This window comes from Bartonella sp. AP40SXNS (assembly GCF_042195825.1).
Taxonomy (GTDB): Bacteria; Pseudomonadota; Alphaproteobacteria; order Rhizobiales; family Rhizobiaceae; genus Bartonella.
The window spans coordinates 142,928-160,435 of sequence record NZ_JBHIPB010000003.1; the positions used below are offsets into that span (position 1 = coordinate 142,928).

General features: G+C 38.5%; 23 protein-coding genes and 1 pseudogene. 3 read left to right on the forward strand and 21 right to left on the reverse strand.

The window, feature by feature from the left end; genetic code table 11:
• Positions 1-176: 176 nt before the first annotated feature.
• The 16 genes from virB9 to ACFILZ_RS03310 form a co-directional block, all read right to left on the reverse strand.
• Positions 177-1,031 carry a P-type conjugative transfer protein VirB9 gene (virB9, locus tag ACFILZ_RS03235; protein WP_375682337.1) on the reverse strand — a complete coding sequence of 285 codons (855 nt, stop codon included), beginning with the start codon at positions 1,029-1,031 and terminating at the stop codon, positions 177-179.
• 2 nt (positions 1,032-1,033) lie between these two features.
• On the reverse strand, positions 1,034-1,705 hold the full coding sequence (locus tag ACFILZ_RS03240) for a virB8 family protein (RefSeq protein WP_375610337.1): 672 nt from the start codon (positions 1,703-1,705) through the stop codon (positions 1,034-1,036).
• A complete protein-coding gene (locus tag ACFILZ_RS03245; RefSeq protein ID WP_375610261.1) occupies positions 1,702-1,989 on the reverse strand; it encodes a type IV secretion protein VblB7 in 288 nt (95 codons plus the stop codon). The genes ACFILZ_RS03240 and ACFILZ_RS03245 overlap by 4 nt, the downstream gene beginning before the upstream one ends.
• A gap of 6 nt (positions 1,990-1,995) precedes the next feature.
• Positions 1,996-2,892, reverse strand: a complete 897-nt coding sequence (locus tag ACFILZ_RS03250; protein WP_375610260.1) for a type IV secretion system protein — start codon at positions 2,890-2,892, stop codon at positions 1,996-1,998.
• Between the two features lie 46 nt (positions 2,893-2,938).
• Positions 2,939-3,373: an EexN family lipoprotein gene (locus tag ACFILZ_RS03255; protein ID WP_375610259.1), complete on the reverse strand. Its 435-nt coding sequence runs from the start codon at positions 3,371-3,373 to the stop codon at positions 2,939-2,941.
• A gap of 54 nt (positions 3,374-3,427) precedes the next feature.
• Positions 3,428-3,643, reverse strand: a complete 216-nt coding sequence (locus ACFILZ_RS03260; protein WP_375610258.1) for a hypothetical protein — start codon at positions 3,641-3,643, stop codon at positions 3,428-3,430.
• 26 nt (positions 3,644-3,669) lie between these two features.
• The gene (locus ACFILZ_RS03265; RefSeq protein ID WP_375610257.1) at positions 3,670-4,044 is read right to left on the reverse strand and encodes an EexN family lipoprotein; all 375 of its coding nucleotides are present in this window, start codon (positions 4,042-4,044) and stop codon (positions 3,670-3,672) included.
• A 96-nt stretch (positions 4,045-4,140) separates the two neighbouring features.
• The gene (locus tag ACFILZ_RS03270) at positions 4,141-4,308 is read right to left on the reverse strand and encodes a hypothetical protein (protein ID WP_375610256.1); all 168 of its coding nucleotides are present in this window, start codon (positions 4,306-4,308) and stop codon (positions 4,141-4,143) included.
• 26 nt (positions 4,309-4,334) lie between these two features.
• A complete protein-coding gene (locus ACFILZ_RS03275) occupies positions 4,335-4,739 on the reverse strand; it encodes an EexN family lipoprotein (RefSeq protein ID WP_375610255.1) in 405 nt (134 codons plus the stop codon).
• On the reverse strand, positions 4,739-5,095 hold the full coding sequence (locus ACFILZ_RS03280; protein ID WP_375610254.1) for an EexN family lipoprotein: 357 nt from the start codon (positions 5,093-5,095) through the stop codon (positions 4,739-4,741). The genes ACFILZ_RS03275 and ACFILZ_RS03280 overlap by 1 nt, the downstream gene beginning before the upstream one ends.
• A complete protein-coding gene (locus ACFILZ_RS03285) occupies positions 5,095-5,496 on the reverse strand; it encodes an EexN family lipoprotein (RefSeq protein ID WP_375610253.1) in 402 nt (133 codons plus the stop codon). The genes ACFILZ_RS03280 and ACFILZ_RS03285 overlap by 1 nt, the downstream gene beginning before the upstream one ends.
• Before the next feature lie 2 nt (positions 5,497-5,498).
• The gene (locus ACFILZ_RS03290) at positions 5,499-5,765 is read right to left on the reverse strand and encodes an EexN family lipoprotein (protein WP_375610252.1); all 267 of its coding nucleotides are present in this window, start codon (positions 5,763-5,765) and stop codon (positions 5,499-5,501) included.
• A 24-nt stretch (positions 5,766-5,789) separates the two neighbouring features.
• Positions 5,790-6,566, reverse strand: a complete 777-nt coding sequence (locus tag ACFILZ_RS03295) for a type IV secretion system protein (protein ID WP_375610251.1) — start codon at positions 6,564-6,566, stop codon at positions 5,790-5,792.
• Positions 6,563-8,923, reverse strand: coding sequence for a VirB4 family type IV secretion/conjugal transfer ATPase (locus ACFILZ_RS03300; RefSeq protein ID WP_375610250.1), 2,361 nt, complete (start codon positions 8,921-8,923; stop codon positions 6,563-6,565). Before ACFILZ_RS03300 ends, ACFILZ_RS03295 begins: the two co-directional genes overlap by 4 nt.
• Complete coding sequence (locus ACFILZ_RS03305; RefSeq protein WP_375610249.1) at positions 8,920-9,246, reverse strand: type IV secretion system protein VirB3; 327 nt, start codon at positions 9,244-9,246, stop codon at positions 8,920-8,922. The genes ACFILZ_RS03300 and ACFILZ_RS03305 overlap by 4 nt, the downstream gene beginning before the upstream one ends.
• Positions 9,247-9,273: 27 nt before the next feature.
• Positions 9,274-9,624 carry a TrbC/VirB2 family protein gene (locus tag ACFILZ_RS03310; protein ID WP_375610248.1) on the reverse strand — a complete coding sequence of 117 codons (351 nt, stop codon included), beginning with the start codon at positions 9,622-9,624 and terminating at the stop codon, positions 9,274-9,276.
• A gap of 158 nt (positions 9,625-9,782) precedes the next feature.
• Here ACFILZ_RS03310 and ACFILZ_RS03315 point away from each other — a divergent pair, with 158 nt between their 5' ends.
• Positions 9,783-10,529, forward strand: coding sequence for a nuclease (locus tag ACFILZ_RS03315; RefSeq protein WP_375610247.1), 747 nt, complete (start codon positions 9,783-9,785; stop codon positions 10,527-10,529).
• A 731-nt stretch (positions 10,530-11,260) separates the two neighbouring features.
• Here ACFILZ_RS03315 and ACFILZ_RS03320 read toward each other — a convergent pair.
• The 4 genes from ACFILZ_RS03320 to ACFILZ_RS03335 all read right to left on the reverse strand — a co-directional run bounded on the left by ACFILZ_RS03320 (position 11,261) and on the right by ACFILZ_RS03335 (position 13,534).
• Positions 11,261-11,425: a hypothetical protein gene (locus ACFILZ_RS03320; protein ID WP_375610246.1), complete on the reverse strand. Its 165-nt coding sequence runs from the start codon at positions 11,423-11,425 to the stop codon at positions 11,261-11,263.
• A gap of 433 nt (positions 11,426-11,858) precedes the next feature.
• Positions 11,859-12,185 (reverse strand): hypothetical protein, encoded by a 327-nt coding sequence (locus ACFILZ_RS03325; RefSeq protein WP_375610245.1) that lies wholly within the window; start codon positions 12,183-12,185, stop codon positions 11,859-11,861.
• Between the two features lie 575 nt (positions 12,186-12,760).
• Positions 12,761-13,204: a hypothetical protein gene (locus ACFILZ_RS03330; RefSeq protein ID WP_375610244.1), complete on the reverse strand. Its 444-nt coding sequence runs from the start codon at positions 13,202-13,204 to the stop codon at positions 12,761-12,763.
• Between the two features lie 3 nt (positions 13,205-13,207).
• On the reverse strand, positions 13,208-13,534 hold the full coding sequence (locus tag ACFILZ_RS03335) for a YqjD family protein (RefSeq protein ID WP_375606507.1): 327 nt from the start codon (positions 13,532-13,534) through the stop codon (positions 13,208-13,210).
• Positions 13,535-14,551: 1,017 nt separating this feature from the next.
• Between ACFILZ_RS03335 and ACFILZ_RS03340 the strand changes: the two genes are divergently transcribed.
• Both ACFILZ_RS03340 and ACFILZ_RS03345 read left to right on the forward strand, forming a co-directional pair.
• Entirely contained in the window at positions 14,552-15,454 is a 903-nt protein-coding gene (locus tag ACFILZ_RS03340; RefSeq protein WP_375610243.1) for a MotA/TolQ/ExbB proton channel family protein, read from the forward strand.
• Positions 15,451-16,032, forward strand: a complete 582-nt coding sequence (locus ACFILZ_RS03345) for a biopolymer transporter ExbD (protein ID WP_375610242.1) — start codon at positions 15,451-15,453, stop codon at positions 16,030-16,032. The genes ACFILZ_RS03340 and ACFILZ_RS03345 overlap by 4 nt, the downstream gene beginning before the upstream one ends.
• A gap of 836 nt (positions 16,033-16,868) precedes the next feature.
• On the opposite strand, the pseudogene dut reads toward ACFILZ_RS03345, so the two are convergent.
• Positions 16,869-17,437 (reverse strand): annotated as a pseudogene (dut, locus tag ACFILZ_RS03350) (dUTP diphosphatase).
• Between the last annotated feature and the right edge of the window lie 71 nt (positions 17,438-17,508).

Below are 17,508 nucleotides of genomic sequence, written 5' to 3' on the forward strand. Positions count from 1 at the left end.
CCTCTTGTGGTTTTGGGAACCAGCGATTCTGTACCGTCATTGCTGACAATGTAAATGGCAGGGATTTCTTGGTTGTCTGGAAAAGACAATGTTGTGGTTTTGCTATCCCTAATAGATCCTCGATCTTCGATGATTGATTTATCACTCATGTGTTGTCCCCTTCAATTCCCGCTTATTTAAAGATCTGATGCAATTTTACGTTCAACAGATGGTGAGGTTGTTCCGGTATTTGGATTTGTGCCTTTTGGTTGATAGGCTTCGTTAAAGACGCATAGGACATTTTTTCCCTGTCTTAGGGTGAAGCGTGCGCTAATGGCATGGTCAGTTACCCTGTTGCCTCTTGTGGTTTTGGGAACCAGCGATTCTGTACCGTCATTGCTGACAATGTAAATGGCAGGGATTTCTTGGTTGTCGGGAAATGTAAATGTTGTGGTTTTGCCATTGTCATAAACGGAGGAGGGTTCAAGAGTGATAGAGCCTTGAGCGGTGTAAGCCCAATTGCGTGGTCCGTAGGTTTCAGAAGCGTTGAAGACATTATCGATACGCTGGGCTTGTTGTTTTTCTTGTCGCATAAGGGCTGCGAGTCTTCTTTGTTCTGCTTCTTCTTGTGGGTAGCGAAATTTCACAAGGAAATATGTTTCTTGTCCAGATGAAATTTCCCCATCTTTGACCATGAGTTCAAATTGATAGGAGCGCTTTGAGCCATCAAGCTTTGTGGTGACGACTTGGAGATTGGTAATGGGTTGGACTTCTCTTGCCTTTAGAAAAAGAATATTGCCAGCGGGGGCGACTTCCCATGCAACGCTGTTGCCAATTGCCACATGGGCAATTTCTTCATTGGCAGAAAATTCTATTTGTACGGATGAGCGTATGGAGCCAATAATTTTTGTGACATTATAGGCATCATAGTTGATAAAGCGAATGCGGCTATCGCTTGGCGCGCGGGTGGGAAAAATACTGGCATGGCTTATCGGTATAGGAGAAAGGGTAATAGCGATGTTAAGAATGAGAAAAAGAAATTTTTTTTTCATGATCAGTTGACCACTTCCGGATCGGTTCTATATTCATTAACAATAAACCCTAGAGGATTTATTAAACGGTTTTGGACAGAGATAGGGGCATTGATATATTCAAAGGTAAGTGTTGCAACCCAGTGGGTGATAAATTCTTTGTTGTTCTCGTTATCACGGACGGTTTTATAATAGCGTACCTGTGCGACATCGTCATTGATAAAGGAGATTGATTTTATTGTTATTGTAACAGCGGCGTGTTTATAGAGAATTTGAGGACTTTGGGGATTTCTTGCTCCATACCAGCTGGCAAATCTTTGCTGTTCTTCAGAAGAAGAAAGAAGAGAGACGGTTTGGAAGTTGTGTTGTGTTTCTTCTGTGGTGAAGCCTTCACGGGAGCGGACGTATTTTGCGGCAAAGTAGCGTGTGATTGCTTCATCGACATTGGTGGGACCTTCTTTTAAGGCTTCCACAACTTCAACGATGCCGGTTGAATTGTCTACACGGATGACAAAAGGTTCCACGGTTTTAAGGGGCGTGAGGGTGATGACCGCGAGAGAAGACATTATTGCAACAGCAACCGCTATGCCGGCAATGGCAAGTGAGACGCGGGTGGTGCGGCGTGAGGCGAGCATGCGATCTTGATCAAACGAGCGCGCTTCAGCAATGTATTGTTCTATATCTTTTTCTTTCATGCTTTTTGCCCGCAATTTTTGTAAGATTTGATTTCTTCATCCGTTAATTTTTGTGCCAGAAGCATTTCCAATTTGCCCTCTTTCATGGGGGAGGGTGTGTTGTTACTGATGATGATGGGCGTGGGCGTGGGTTTTTTCCCTTCCCAATTCCACATTGATCTGTTGAGTGGACGTTTAGAATATCCATCACACTTTGGGAGTGACTTCAGTGTGTTTGGTGAAGACATACAGCCACTGAGAAAGAGAAATGGTAAGATAATCCCAATTTTTTTAAATTCCCGCATTTTAACTTAGGCCTTTGCTAATTGTGCTATTAGTGATGCTAATTTTTTTGCACCGTTCGTTATCGTTTTAGCTCCTCCTGAGCCTGTAAGGGAAGCCCCCCCAGAGGCTAAAGCGGAAGCCATGCCAGGTAAATTGAAGAAAAGAAAAATACCACCAACGCCAACCACGAAGAATTCTCCATAGGCTAACACGAAATCTTTAATGTCTTTTGAAAAGACATTCATTGCAAGTTCGATATACATACTACCAAGCAAGATGACTAATACCTGTAAAATGATGAAGTTTGCAACTTGTCCTAACCATGCTTCTGTAAAACGCCTTGTTGAGGAGAACATATAGAGGCTTATGAAGAGCGGTCCTACTGATATGACAAGAAATAAACCCAGCTTAGCAAACAGTGTGACGATAAAACCAATTAGGCAAAAAATTATAGCAATTGTGTAACACAATGAAGCATAAATCCATGAAACAAGATACGCCCCCAGTGCAAGCCATGATGCAGATTTTGTTGAATTTAAAATATGTGAACAAGCTTTATTTATCAGATCATCCCATACATTTTTATCTGAGTGTATTGTACCTTGTGTGGCATGTGCAATGGCATTCGGCAGACTATTGAAAAATAAATCCCCGACCCACTCATTATAAAGAGCAGCGTTTGTGGCGAGTGAAACAATGATGCCAAGTTTGAAAGCTGTCACTATAAATTCCCATAAGGGCATGGAAGAACGCCCTGAGATGATATTGTACCCCATAAATATAATGTAGATTGTACAAGATGCTTTGAGCGGAGTACTTAAACCCGATGAAAGGTTTTTAATGGAGTCAGTCATTATTTGCATGATAGGTTCCATTAACATATTCTCTGCCGTGGTAAAGTAAGCTACTTTTTCGAATGTCATTGCACGTCCATTCTATCTAATTTTTGCAAATACGATTATTTCTGATTCAATTATTATCGTGGTTCTGTTCAGCTCGTTCTTTAGCTTCTCTTTCGGCTTTAGCGCGCTCTTCTGCTTCTCTTTCGGCTTGTTCTTTTGCTTTTTCTTCAGCGTTTCTTTTTTCTAGTTTTTCTAGTTCAGCTTGCATTCTTTTATGTCTAGCTTCCATTTTTGCTCGAAATCTTTCCATTGCTTTACGATCTTCTTCTTCGCGTTCACGCGCTCTTTCTTCAGCTTTTGCTTCATATTCCTTTTCAAGTTCAAGTTGTGCTAATCTTAAGTTTTCACAATTTTTTGCAGTTCCTGCGAATCCACATTTAGCATTCCACTCTTCCATCAATGTTTTATCTTTTTTAAATTCTGCAACGCTATAGGTTTTTTCACATCCAGCAGCGATAATTCCAGTGCCAAGTAGCAATGTTGTTATGAGAACTTTATTCATAGATATTTCCCCTTTTTCCTTTCAGTTTTACAAGGTTTGAGCACAATCTTTAAATTATGCTTGTGTTATCGGTTTTTTATAACCAGTGATGATAAATCTAGGGCACAGACATAATGTTGCCATAAATCTATTGTATAGTCTGTAAGGTTCTTTAAGTTGAGCAGCTAAAGCGCAATAGCGATGTGTAATGGTGCTATCCATTGTTTTTGTAAGGGGCTCCATTACAGTATTATCTATCCAAGTAAATACACCTTTGGTTACTACTGCCATTGAGATGCTCCGCTCTTCATTGTGTCTTAATGGTTATTTTGTTGTTCTTCTGCCGCGCGCTCTTTTGCTTTTTGTTCAGCAAGGAATTTTTGATTCTCTTCTCTCATTTTTTTAATTCTGGCTCTCATTTCAGCCATATCTTTTTCATCTCTTTTGCGATTGTTCTCTTCCGCTTGACGCTCTCTTTCTGCTGCTTGTGCCTGACGTTCCTTATCAAGTTCTAAAAATGCTAACCGCATGTTTTCACAATTCTTTGAAGTTCCTGCAAATCCACATCTAGCATCCCACTCGAAGCGTAAATTTTTATCTTTTTTAAATTCTGCTACGCTATAGGTTTTTTCACATCCAGCAGCGATAAGCCCTGTGCAAAGTAGCAATGTTGTTATGAGAACTTTATTCATCAATATTGCCCCTTCTTTCTTTCAGTTTTACAAGTTTTGAGCACAATCTTTAAATTCTGCTTGTGTTATCGGTTTTTATAACCAGTGATGATAAATCTAGGGCACAGACATAATGTTGCCATAAATATAGAGTGCACGAAGCTCTTTAAGTTGAGCAGCTAAAGCGCAATAGCGATGTGTAGTGGCGCTATCCATTGCCTCTGCAAGGGGGTCCATCAACATATTGTCTATCTTAGTGAATATGCCTTTGGTTACTATTGCCATTGAGATGCTCCGCTCTTCATTATGTCTTAATGGTTATTTTGTTGTTCTTCTGCCGCTCTCTCTTTTGCTCTTCGTTCTTCTTCAGCGCGTCGCTTTGCTTCTTGTTCAGCTAATTTTTTTTTAGTGTTAGCTTCCATTGTTTTAAGTCTGGCTCTCATTTCAGCTATATCTTCTTCTTCTCTTTTACGATTTTCTTCTGCAATTTTACGACTTCTTTCTGCTGCTTTTGCTTCATATTCTTTCTGAAGTTCTAAAAATGCTAACCGCATGTTTTCACAATTTTTTGAAGTCCCTGCAAATCCACATTTAGCATCCCATTCTTGGCGTAATTTTTCATCTTTTTTAAATTCTGCAACGCTATAGGTTTTTTCACATCCAGCAGCGATAATTCCAGTGCCAAGTAGCAATGTTGTTATGAGAACTTTATTCATTATTTATTGTCCTGTTGTTGTTTAGCTTTAGCGCGCTCTTTTGCTTCTCGTTCGGCTCGCAATCTATTAGTGTCAGCTTCAATTTTTTCAAGTTTAGCCTTCATTTTAGCTTTAAATTCTTCATCTATTTTGCGATTATGTTCATCAATCTCTGCCCGACGTTCTTTCTCAAGTTCAGCGCCTGCTACTCTTAGGTTTTCACAATTTTTTGAAGTTCCTATCCCTCCACATCTCGTGACCCATTCATCAAATAATTTTGGATTTTTTTTAAATTCTGCAACGCTGTAGGTTTTTTCACATCCAGCTGTGATGAGCCCTGTGCAAAGTAGCAATGTTGTTATGAGAACTTTATTCATTATTTATTGTCCTGTTGTTGTTTAGCTTTAGCACGCTCTTCTGCTTCTCGTTCGGCTTGTTCTTTTGCTTTTTCTTCAGCTTTTCTTTTTTCAAAATCAGCTTTCCATTTTTCATGTTCAGCTTTTTGTTGGTCCATAAGTTCATCCATCGCTTTGTTGAAGCGCTCTGCCGCTTTCCGGCTTCTTTCTTCAGCTTTGGCTTCATATTCCTTTTGAAGTTCAAGTTGTGCTAATCTTAGGTTTTCACAATTTTTTGCAGTTCCTGCGAATCCACATTTAGCATTCCACTCTTCCATCAATTTTTTATCTTTTTTAAATTCTGCGACGCTATAGGTTTTTTCACAACCAGCCGTGATGAGCCCTGTGCAAAGCAGCAATGTTGTTATGATGATCTTGTTCATGATTAATGACTGTCCTGTTTCTTTTCAGATTCTTGTTTATCGTCATTTGTTGAGCCAAAGCCTCTCCAATTTTTACGGGTTTCAAATTCAGCTTGCTCTGCATTTTTACAATTTTTCGAATTCAAATCCCCTGACGTCAAACATTTCACTAATACTTCTTCCATCAGTTTTTTATTTTTTTTAAGTTCTTCTACGCTGTAGGTTTTTTCACATCCAGCCGTGATGAGCCCTGTGCAAAGTAGCAATGTTGTTATGATGATCTTGTTCATATTTAAGCCCCTCTTTTCTCCCGTTTATTGACCACCGAGTTTTTTGGCATAATCTGCATATCGCGCTGCAAATTCTTCGTAAGCTCGTTGTTCGGCAGCTTTGTATTCCGCTTGTTGAATCATCGCGGCGGCTTGCATTTGGAGAACTTGTGTTTGGAGTTTTGCTTGTATTGCTGATAATTGTGCTTGAATGCCTTGAATTTTACCCGAATCTTTAGTACTTCCAAGTTCGTCAAGGAGCTTGTTAATGGTTTTTTGTGTTTCACTGGCTTCTTCGTAGACGTCTTGGCCTTTGGCTGCCTGTCCTACCGTGTCCTGTTCGGCTTTTTTCACTTCTTGTGCGTAAAAAGCATCTGCTGCCTCTTTTGATCCAGCACCCCCTGAGGGCTCTTTGTATTTAAGTTCTTCTTGCCATTTTTGCGTGTTTTTGCTGCCGCCACCGCCGCCGCCACCGCCACCACCGCCGCTGCCCATCGATTGTTGAAAGTGGTTAAAGTCTGAAGGAAGGGCGCCACTGCTCCCTTGCTTGTTAAACATCTCTTTCAATCCCGAAATGTCAGGCTTGACATTTAAGGAGTTATATAATTGTTTCGCTTGATCGAGTTGGCTCTTTAATTGCTCAAGCTGTTGTGCACCTTGTTGAACTTGTTCTTGCAATTTGTTAAGTTGTTGCATGCTGTTCCGAATTTGTTCTCCCATGTTAGCAGCAGCTGTGGGATCAAATACCACGATGGCAAAGGCATTTGTTTGAAAGCCAAATGAAGCTGCATAGACGGCTGTTGCCAATAAAAGTTTTTTCATTGTTTTGACCTTTCTTGGAAAAGAGGAAGCCATTTTTCTGGAGATTGTCCAACTTCATCCATAATGGTCTCTAAAAGTTCAATGTTCTTGGTGGTGCCACTTAAAATGGCTATTTCATCATCAAAGCCCCGTAAGTTCAGTTCTGCGACAACTGAACTTTGTCCTTGCTTGATGAGAAAACGCCGTGACTCACGGCTTAATTCTGCTTGTATCAGGTTAAATTCTCTGTCCGATAATTTAAAACCTTCTACATAATCCCCATGATTGCCCTTTTGATTAGGAAAATAAATCTGTGTTGGGCATTGCTCTATAATGGTGTGCGCAATGGTTGAATTAATCGCATCTTTGGGAGATTGCGTTGCAAACAACATCAAACCATTTTGTTTACGGATAGTTTTCAGCCTGTCTTGCGCAAAGGCTTTAAAGGAATCATCCTCTAAGGCTTTCCAAAACTCATCAATGACAATGATAATACGACGCCCATCAATCAGAGACAAAATCCTATGAAAAAGATACATCATTAATGGGGGACGAATTTCATTATTGTCTAAAAAATCCGTCATGTCATAACCAATAAATTTTGCATCAATGCCAATGTCGTCATCAGGATTGTCAAAAACCCATCCTAAAGCATTGCCTTTACACCATCTCTCTAAACGACCCGCTATCCCCTCTCTATGCGTGGTGTCAAAAAACATTTGTAAGGCCGATATTGTCCGTTGTTCTTTGGGTAATAAGGCAAGCTGCTCAACAGCCGCCGTGATATCTTGTCTTTCTGATTCACTGATCTTTTGATCTTCAGAAGAAACAAGCTTGATAATCCATTGGCGTAAAAAAACTCTATCTGCTGGATTGTTATAGTCTAAGCCTTTTAGCGGTGCTATGCCTGTCGGTCTACCATTCTTCAAGGGCATATAAGTGCCGCCACCCGCTCTGACAAAAAGTTCTGCGCCCCGATCTTTATCAAAAAAGACCATATTGGGATCATGCTTTTGAAGTTGTGCTAAAAGAAAATTGACAATAACCGTTTTCCCAGAACCAGAGGGACCACAAACAAACGTATTGCCTAAATCTCCAAAGTGAAAGTTAAAATAAAATGGTGAACCAGCAGAGGTTTTCATCAAGGCTACCGCTGGTCCCCATACATTGCCATCTATTTTCCCAACCGGAAAGGAATGAAATGGAGAAAGCGCTGCATAATTGCGACTTGTTATCGCACCAGAACGCGTGCGATAAGCATAATTGCCAGGCAATTGTGCCCACCAAGCTGCTGCTAACCCTAAGTCTTCCCGCGCAATGACAGCCCCACCATCTGTAAGACGAGAACGCGCTTTGGCAAGATTATCCGCTAACTCTTGCGGCGTATCAGCAAAAACTGCCAATGATAAATGATGCTCCCCTAAAACAAAACGATTGGATTCAAGATCATCAAGCGCATCATCCAGTTCCATAATTTGTGAACCTGCTCGATCTCCTGCATTGACCATTTGATTCTGTTTGCGTCCCATAATCTGTTTGGCAGCATTTTTGCTCTTGAAAACAAAAGATTGGGTGAAAATAAATTCAAAGGGAAGGGTGAGCAAACCATCCGCCATGCCTACCCTAGTTTTTGCTGGATATTCTTTCCAGCCAAACATGCCCGCAAATCTCTGTCCTGACTCAGTGCGTATTTCTATGATCTCTTTCCCGAAAATAAGACGGTCTGAGTAAACAGTCGAAGCTATCGTCCCCCATGTGAGAGGGATACGTTCACGACGACCTCCCACCAATTGGTGGATAAACTCACTTTGCTGCGAATAAATATTGCCTTCATGTTCATAAAGACTCAATCTTCTTGCACCATAGCGCTCTAAATTTTGAATAAGATCTGTGGTAATATCTTCAAGTTTGCGAATGGATTCCGCATCAACTTCTGTCTTTTCTTGCTTGGCTTTGCCTAAACGTTTGAAAAACTCCACTAATTTATCCGTTTGATCAACGTGTGGATTCCACAAAATCGAAAGATAAAGCTCATTGCGATAAAGCTCCTGAGAAACCATCCGCTCGCGATATTTATCATCTAATTGCTTGGCAAATGCTGATCTAAAAGTACCATCCGGATAAATCGTTTCACGCTTTCTGATAATATGGCTATAAAGCGCTATCCGTTCATCCGCAATGTTTTTAAACAGATTGTTGAGCTGTTCGTGAAGCACATTCAGATCAATAATATCCGCTGTCTCAAAGTTAATCCCTTCAAGTTTAATAACGCTCATGAGAGCGCGTGAATCCAGCGCAATGATGTGTTTATTGACATGGCGCACATAAGGAATGATCGCTTCTGGCTGCTTTTCACGTTTGCGCTCTGTTCTATTCATTGTAATTCCTCATAATTACGAATTAATCGTAATGGAGAAATACTTCCCCCACCCCATAGACTCGAATTTCTGGCAAAAATAGATGTCTTTTGCCATGTCAGAAGAATACGAAATTTGTTATGGTCATGCTTTAGGATTTCCTTGAATATGAAATGCAGCATCACACCAAAGGTGATAAGAAAAATATTGCCTATCATAATAAACAACATCATCGTTCCTATCGCATTTAATCCCATAGCTTCCACCGTCACGCCTGCGATCATTGCAGGGCGCGTGCAAGCAAGAAATAACGTATCTTCTGTTAGCTTGTCATGCTCTTTCATGGCTTTGAAAGGCTAAAGTTAAGCGAATTAAGACATAAACATTGATGCGATTTGCGATGCACCAAAAACAATGCCGATGCCAACACAAACGAAAAAAGCTTTACGCATTTCAACATAACCAGCAATCCATGCAAGCCCAACACCAGCAATCGCAATGGTTGCGATTGATTTTGCAATTGGTCCTTTTAAAGCATCAACTATTTTTTGAAGAGCAGTTTCAATTTTTCCGAAGCCGCCATCAGCAAATGCTGGTTCACTCAGTACAATGAAGGCAATAAACAGCATCAATGCTGTTGTTAACCATTTCTTTTGTGTATTGGATAAAAGACCTTTTTCTAAGGTTTGTTCACGAATGAACGAATTATTCATGTTTTTCATGAAAATTCCCCCGCTTTATGTTTAAGTTAATCATAAAATTAATAATTAAAATATTAATCGGGAATCATATAAATGAAAAAAATAAATTTTTCTATCTATAAATTAACAATATTTAATCTTTTCTCAGTTAATAAACAAAAAATATAGTAATATTCAAAATGATACTTTTAAAATGTTTTCGATCAGTGCTTAAATATCTTATCTTAACGTCTATTATTATTTTTGCTGTAATCTTTTATTTGAATCAGCATACTGAAAAATTTATACAATCTTCTTTTTTTAAAGGACCAGAAAAAACAATAGAAACTCCTGTTCAAAATCCAAAGTTAAAATTGACCGATTACAAAAACCAACACGATGTAAACCAAAACGATGTGGCTTTGCACCCAGAACCATTCGCATCACAATTTTATGAAGAAAATGTACCGGTCTATTCCGGTGCTATACAGGTAACGAGTGGTGTTACCTTTAAAATGATCACGCTCGTAGATGAGGGATGGAGAAAAAAGATCGTCCGCAATATTCGACTATATGGTGTGGAATCCTGTGAAACACGACAGTTTGCCTCACGCAATGGAATTAAGTGGCCATGTGGTGCTTTCGTCACCGCGTGGCTTGTCTCAAAAACAATTGATAAAAATGTTACGTGTCGCCAAGCACGTGTCATTCAACAGGTTCATTATGCACAATGTTTTGTTGACGGGGTTGATCTTGCACAGTTGGGGCTGACAGAAGGGTTGATGGTTTTGACAAAAGATCAGCATAATTTCCCATCACCCGCAGACTATAAAACTCTACAATCTGCGGCTCAAAAAGCAAAAAGAGGCTTGTGGTCAAGCAAATTTGAAACACCTGAAGATTGGCGAAGAGATCATGGAAGCTATAATCCCATTGACCATAATTAATATTGACCATTATTGATAAAGCGTTCTCTCAAGCGCTATTTAAAAATCAAGACAATATTCTACTGCAAATCTTATCAGAAAAAAGTTAATTATAATCCACGCAGTCCTTGGTGGACAACGCTCGTTATGGAAAATTGTTGTGTTTAAAATATCCTATAGGTTGTTTACTATAGCGCTATGGGAGAGCGCGTTTCCTTGGCTATACGTCATTTCGTTTTGCTTTTTAAATGAAAAGCTCTTCGCTTCTCAAACTCTTAATAATCGCACCCCAAAATCATGACATCAAACCTGCATTTAAATGAGAAGGCTAAAAGCCTTAAGTTTTAAAGGCTGGGAAATTCTGTAAAAGCGTATCGTTAGGCGCACGTGTGCCCCTTATCAATAACCAAAAGGCCTATCTTGTTCTTTTCTCACGCGGCTTTGAGATCATGATTAAAGAGAAAGCTTATAGGGGGATAAGTCAAAAGAAAGTGATGAAAATAATAAGGTATTTTAAGTGATATATATTTGAAAATATTATAAAAAAGACAAGAAAAGATAATAAATGGGTATTTTGTTATATAAATACTTAGCGTTAAGCGGATAGGTTATGAAAAGCCTTTCCAAAGTTTTTAAAACTGATTGTCTTCATACGTGTTAAAGTGTACAATGACGTTGTCGGGTGTGAGTTACACAAAATACTCTTTTAGTTAGAGATTGATAACTCACATTTTATTGTCGTAGGGTATTTTTTAAAATGCATGATCACGATCTGTAGAGGTTAATTCTTCATCAAAAAACTTTTTAGCTTGTTCTTCTTGTTGGGCTCTACGTTTTTCCTCTTCACTTTTACCACAACCTGTAATATTCAATCCTATAGTCAATAGAGCCAAGCATATTAAAATAAATTTTTTCATTTTTCCCCTCTTTAAAAATTATATGTATTAATCTCATCAATTATATCGGAATACAGATTTAATTATCGTGATCTTTTGTTTTTTATTAGTATTGTTAATAGGAAAATACGTGAACAGTTTATTGTAAATATCTTATAAGTTTATCATAATAAAAAATGAGAAGGAAAGAGCCAAAACCTAATATAAACGAACAAATTGTAATGTTTATTAGTGCTTTTGACCAACCTATTGATAATATCATAATAGGAATTGTAAATAATCCCAAAAAAACCATAATCACTATAAGGCTTAGTATCAATCTTAAAGGACCACGAAGCCATAAAAGCAAAAGGACGAGCGCCTCTTTGCTTATTTGTGATTTTGACATTATTTCCCCCTCACGCGCTTAAATCAAGATGCTCCATAATATACACAGTACGATAAATGATACAAGTTATTTTGTTATAAAATCTTCAAGATCTGTTTGATGTTCAACGGATGAAATATCCGGTTTGGTAGAAGATAATTCTATTTGATATTCTTTCATAAAAGCAACTTTTTCTTCTTTGAATAACAGAATAGGATTCACCCAGTATTGATTAGGCAATTTTGGTTTCAAAATTCCTTTTTGTATAAGTTCTCTTAAACCGTTGTGAAAAGTTTTGTCGACCATATCGCGCTTTTTTCCATTTATACCCCCATCAAACCAAATTAAGGTAACGCTGCTGGGGTCTTCGTTTGTTGATTTATTAGATTGATATTCTTTTAAAACTATTATCAAAGCACGATGTCCTGTACGAGATAAATTAAAAATTGCTTGAATGCCATCAGCAAATATTTCTATAAAATTTTCTTTATTTGTTTTTTCTGTGACGTGAATTATAGGTACAACCTCTATTTTATCAGTATCAGAATTGATAAATTTTTGTTGTGTAATGGACGTTTTTACAACTTTCTTATCTGTAAAAATTTCAGATTTTTTGAAAAAAGAATTTTCATACGGGGAATATTTTTGCTTTATAAATTCAAATCGATGACGTGACCTTTGGTTCTGAAAAAAGCTTATGAAAAAATAGAGAAAGGCAGAAACGGAACATCATTTCCTTCAAAAAACAATAAATGGCTTCGAATTAAACTAGGACTTCTAATGCAAGCATTGCCTTATGTTGTTATGTTCATGAAAAATGGGGACATCTGAAAGGGAAGCGGTTCTATGGAATTTTTATTCAAAATGAAGGGGATTTCTTTTCAGGCACTTGAAGAAGCTAAAGAGACTATGAGGAAAAAAATGTGCTTTCTTTTATAACAAAAGAAAGCACATTGAGGGGGGGATTTAGAGTGACAGTTTTACATATTTTACTCGGAAAAGCGGTCTTTTTTATCTTTTTTCCACAAAAAATAAGTTGCAAGTCCGAGAATGGGAACACTCAATTTGGCAAAAGGGAGATGTTGACTGAGAGCTGCAAGGCTGGAAACGGTCGCATCTGTCATGAGTTTGTGGCGTTGTTCTTCTGTCTTTTTTTGTTGGTCATAGCGTTGATAAGTTTTGAGAACGCGACTGATAATAAGACCTAATCCCGCAAGAGAAAGACAAATTAAAAACATGATACTAGCGGCAGCAAGAGGCTTCATAACAGAACATAACGCAATAAAACCGATGGTACATAAAAAAAGCAAAGACATGAAGAATGAAATGCCAATAAACCCATAAAAAATTGCTTGAAGGCGTACTTGCTTGACTGTGCTTTTAAGCCCTCCACCGACAAGATGGTTTAAAAGAGGAGCGATAAACTTGTGCATTGCTTAACGACGTAGTAATTGAGAAAGAATAAAACCAACCCCTGCGGCAAACAAAACGCTTTTGCCAGGATTTTTGCGAACGCATTGATTCATGGTTTGTTCAAGATCACTGATTTTGTCTTTTGCTTGAGACATCATGTCTTCACCACTTTCTTTCGCTGAGTGATATAGTTTTTCCGCTTTGTCTTTGGCGGCGTTGAATTTGTTTGCACCAAGATCTGTTAGGGTTGAGGTAATCCCTGAAATTTCAGTGCGTAACTTTTCTAATTGTCCTTGTAGGTCTTTTTCTACAGCTGTTTTATCGTGCTGTGTTGTTTTATTATGGGCCATGATATTTTATCCCTCTTGATTCATTATATTTGTATTGATGTGTTCATAGTGATCATTTGCATTGGAGTGAAAATTTTCACTGCTTGAGTAACGCCAAAAGCTTTTTTTGGTTCCTTTCATTTTGTCGAATTTAAAACTGTTTTTGATAAAATAAATCTTTCCTATACGATATGCTCTGTCTGTAAAGGGGGCGTATTTGTTGAGAATTGTCTTATATGCTTTTATGCTTTTGCAGGAATTTAGCACCATTCTTCAGTTTCTCGTGGCGCAGTTTTTTTTATAATAGTTTTTTAAAAAGCGTGTTGAGGTTTATTTTTTAAGCTTGTGACAGGTAAAAAACATCGTTGTTGCGATTTTGCGGCAGAAGTAATGTCATTTTTATGCTTTTGAAGAAGAAAAAGAAAATAATATTGCGGCTTTTGCTCTCTATGTATTTGGGGGCAACACCCGCTCCCCATGATACTTTTGGTCAGTTTAAGATATTGCGATAGTTCTTTTTTAAAAACGTAAGGTATATTTTTATTTTAGGATAGGAGAGGGACTTCAGTGTAGGGGTTGTTAGAGATGTGCATATCCTTTTCTTCAAGAGTTTTATGATATTTTTGCTGCTTGTTTCATGTAAGCAAATATTTTGTTGGCTTTAAAAGAGCTGCTGAAATGAGAAAAGCTTTGCGATATGAGAGATTTATTTAACAGGAACGATGATAAATTATTCTTATAAATTAAAATATTATATGCGATACTTCTTGTAAATTTATCATTTTGCCTAATTTATGCAATAAATTGATTGGGTAAGATAAACTTGTTGAATTGTTAGAGAAAAATTTCTTGAGTAATTTCTTTAGAATTAAGAGAGAGCTTATGAAATAAAACTATACTTGATTTATCAAGTTTTATTTCTTAAGAGAAATACAAAAGTGACGTTAAAAGGGTCGTGGCATTGTGGAACAGTGATGCTATGCGGGGTGACGATCCAGCTCATAAATAAAGATAAGAGCACAAGAATGTGAGATAAAAATGGAATCTGAAACAGTCCCTTTAGATAAAACAGTCCCTTTAGATAATATGTCTTCTGTATTGACAGTGCATGATTTTTCTCCTTTTTCTATGTTTATGGCTGCTGATTGGGTGGTGAAAGCCGTTATCATTATTTTGTTACTTGCTTCACTTATGTCTTGGACAATTGCTTTTGTGAAAATTGTCGAGATCACTTTGGTAAAACGAAGAGTACGTCATGAACTTCAATTGGTTCTAAATGCTCAGACTCTTACGCGTTTGGCAGCTAGCTTGAAAGAAAGCAAAGGAGCTGGTGTATTTTTTCTCAAAGAAGTTCTTAAAGAGGTGTATCTTTCTGCACAACAGGTTCATTTTTCTGCTCCTGAAGGGATAAACGAAAGCTCTGGTGAAAAAAACAGTACAGGGGAAAGTGCACAAACGATTGAAGATATTCTCTTTTATGAGGAGAGCAATCAATATGAAGATGTTTCCCGCGATGTTCGCGATGTTAAGGTTCGTGATGTTCATGAAGGTTTAAAAGAAAGGGTTCATTCACTTTTGTCACGCTGCTTGCTGGCTGCTACACGCCGTGTTGCATGTGGAAGCGCTGTTCTTGCAACTATTGGCGCAATTGCTCCTTTTGTTGGTCTTTTTGCAACTGTTTGGGGAATTATGAATTCTTTTATTGGGATTGCTCAGTCTCAAACAACGCGACTTGATGTGGTGGCGCCTGGAATTGCTGAAGCCTTATTCGCAACGGCTGTTGGGCTTTTTGTGGCTATTCCCGCCGTTGTTATGTATAATAGCCTTATGCGTGCTTTGAGTGGTTATCGCAGTGATTTAGGCGATATCGCTGCTGCTCTTGAAAGGCTCTTGAGCCGTGAACTTGATAGACAAAGACAACAGAAAAGTCATAAAAAATGAAAGCAAGCCTTAATAATGATTGGGATATAGACGAGAGTGGGTTGCAAAGCGAAATCAATGTGACCCCTTTTATTGATGTTGTATTGGTGTTGCTTATTGTTTTTATGGTTGCAGCGCCTTTGGCAACGTCTGTCATTTCCGTTCAGCTTCCTTCTATAACTCAAGCACCTTCAGTGGTTCAGTCTGATGAACCTCTTTATGTTACGTTGCAAAAAGATCGTTCTCTTTACATTGGTGATCGTCTTGTAGAACAAGCAGCTTTGAGAGAAGCTTTGTTGAGGGAAACTACGCAAAATTTAGAGGCAAAAATTTTAATCAAAGCGGATAGCGAAATTGATTATGGTACTGTCATCGATTTACTCAATCAAATACGTATGGCTGGATATAATAAAATTGGTCTTGTAGGATTGCAAAACTCTACCAATCTTGTCTCAAGAGGTGAGATCAATAATAAAACAACAGGGGTAGCGAACGCTGCTGTCGATGGAGCGGGTGGTAACGTTGTGGGGCATGTGGATGCTGTAACAACGAGCACTGCGGGAAACGCTAATATTCCAGCCGATGTCTCTGATCAGTGATAAAAAACAGCCTTTGTTGCAGGAAGCAAAGCATATTACTCAAAGTCGTAGAGTGAAATTGATGAGGGTTCCGTGGATTTATTAAACCAAATACGCATGGGTTTGATATTATGCAGGGGTTTCATATATTGAATCGGTTTTTTTAGGATTAAGCTCTACTCATCTTGCCGCAAGAGGTGCGATCAAGAAAACAGCAGAGGCGATTGTTGTGTATCTTAATACATCTTAAAGCCTTTTTTGCGGCGGTGTTCATAAATGGTATAACGGTAAAGCCCCCGTAAAATAATCAAAAAACCTATCAAATATCACCATCTTTACGCTTAACAAAAGAGTAAGCGAGCACCATTATCGTATTTATATTTTTTTCCCAATGTTGCGACAGTGTTTAGTATAAGTATTCATTGTAGGCATTTTTCCAGTTGTTATCTGCATGCTAGTCACGTTTGGAACGTGAGAAACATGCTTTTGATTGATTTAATATAAATAGGCTTGCCATGAAACAATCTTACAATATTGAGATTTCTTATTTAAGTTGCAAGACAATTCATTATTATTATAAATCAATATGATGTATAGATTGTTGACATTACCAGTGGTGTGTGAACTCTCAATGGTTAGTGCCAATGTTTTTGTTATGGGGGAGGGGTATCGGGTGATAATGAAGTTTTGTATAGCGTACGAGACGTAATTGAGAGATACTTATTTAGAGGTGCGTTTAGTGAAAAAACTTTGAAAGCAAATGCGCATTCCCTCTGCACTTTAAAAGCTCAAAGAATTTCCAGTGAAAGAGTGGTTGGGTATGTGTTATTTTGAGAGTAGAGATTTTTCAGAGCCTCTTAAGTGTGTCCCGTTGAACCAAAACCTCCTGTTCCACGGCTCTCGTTATGGCTTTGGGTATTTTGCTCTGGTTCAATGGCGCAAACATTAACTTGGGATACAGGGGCGATGACTGTTTGGGCAATGCGCATGCCCCGTTGGATTGAAAAGTCTTCTTGGCCTAAATTGATAAGAAGGACTTTGACTTCACTTCCGGGTAGTCACACTCAATCGTTCCTGGAGTGTTGAGGCATGTGATGCCGTGTTTTAAGGCTAAGCCAGAGCGTGGACGGATGCGTGCTTCAAACCCAAGGGATAAATGAAAAATGAGACCTGTTGGAATAAGAGCACGCTCCCCAGGTGCAAGAGTGAGCGTTTCTTCTTCTCCAATGGCGGCGCGTAGATCAAGGCCAGCAGAACCCGCTGTCGCGTAGCAAGGAAGTTCTAAACCTTGTCCATGTGCAAGACGCTGAACAAATAAAGTCTGGGCATGTGAAGGTTGAGAAGAGACAGGAGAAGAGTAAGGATACTTGTTTAGAGGTGCGTTTAGTGAAAAAACTTTGAAAGCAAATGCGTATTCCCTCTGCACTTTAAAAGCCCAAAGAATTTCCAGTGAAAGAGTGGTTGGGTATGTGTTATTTTGAGAGTAGAGATTTTTCA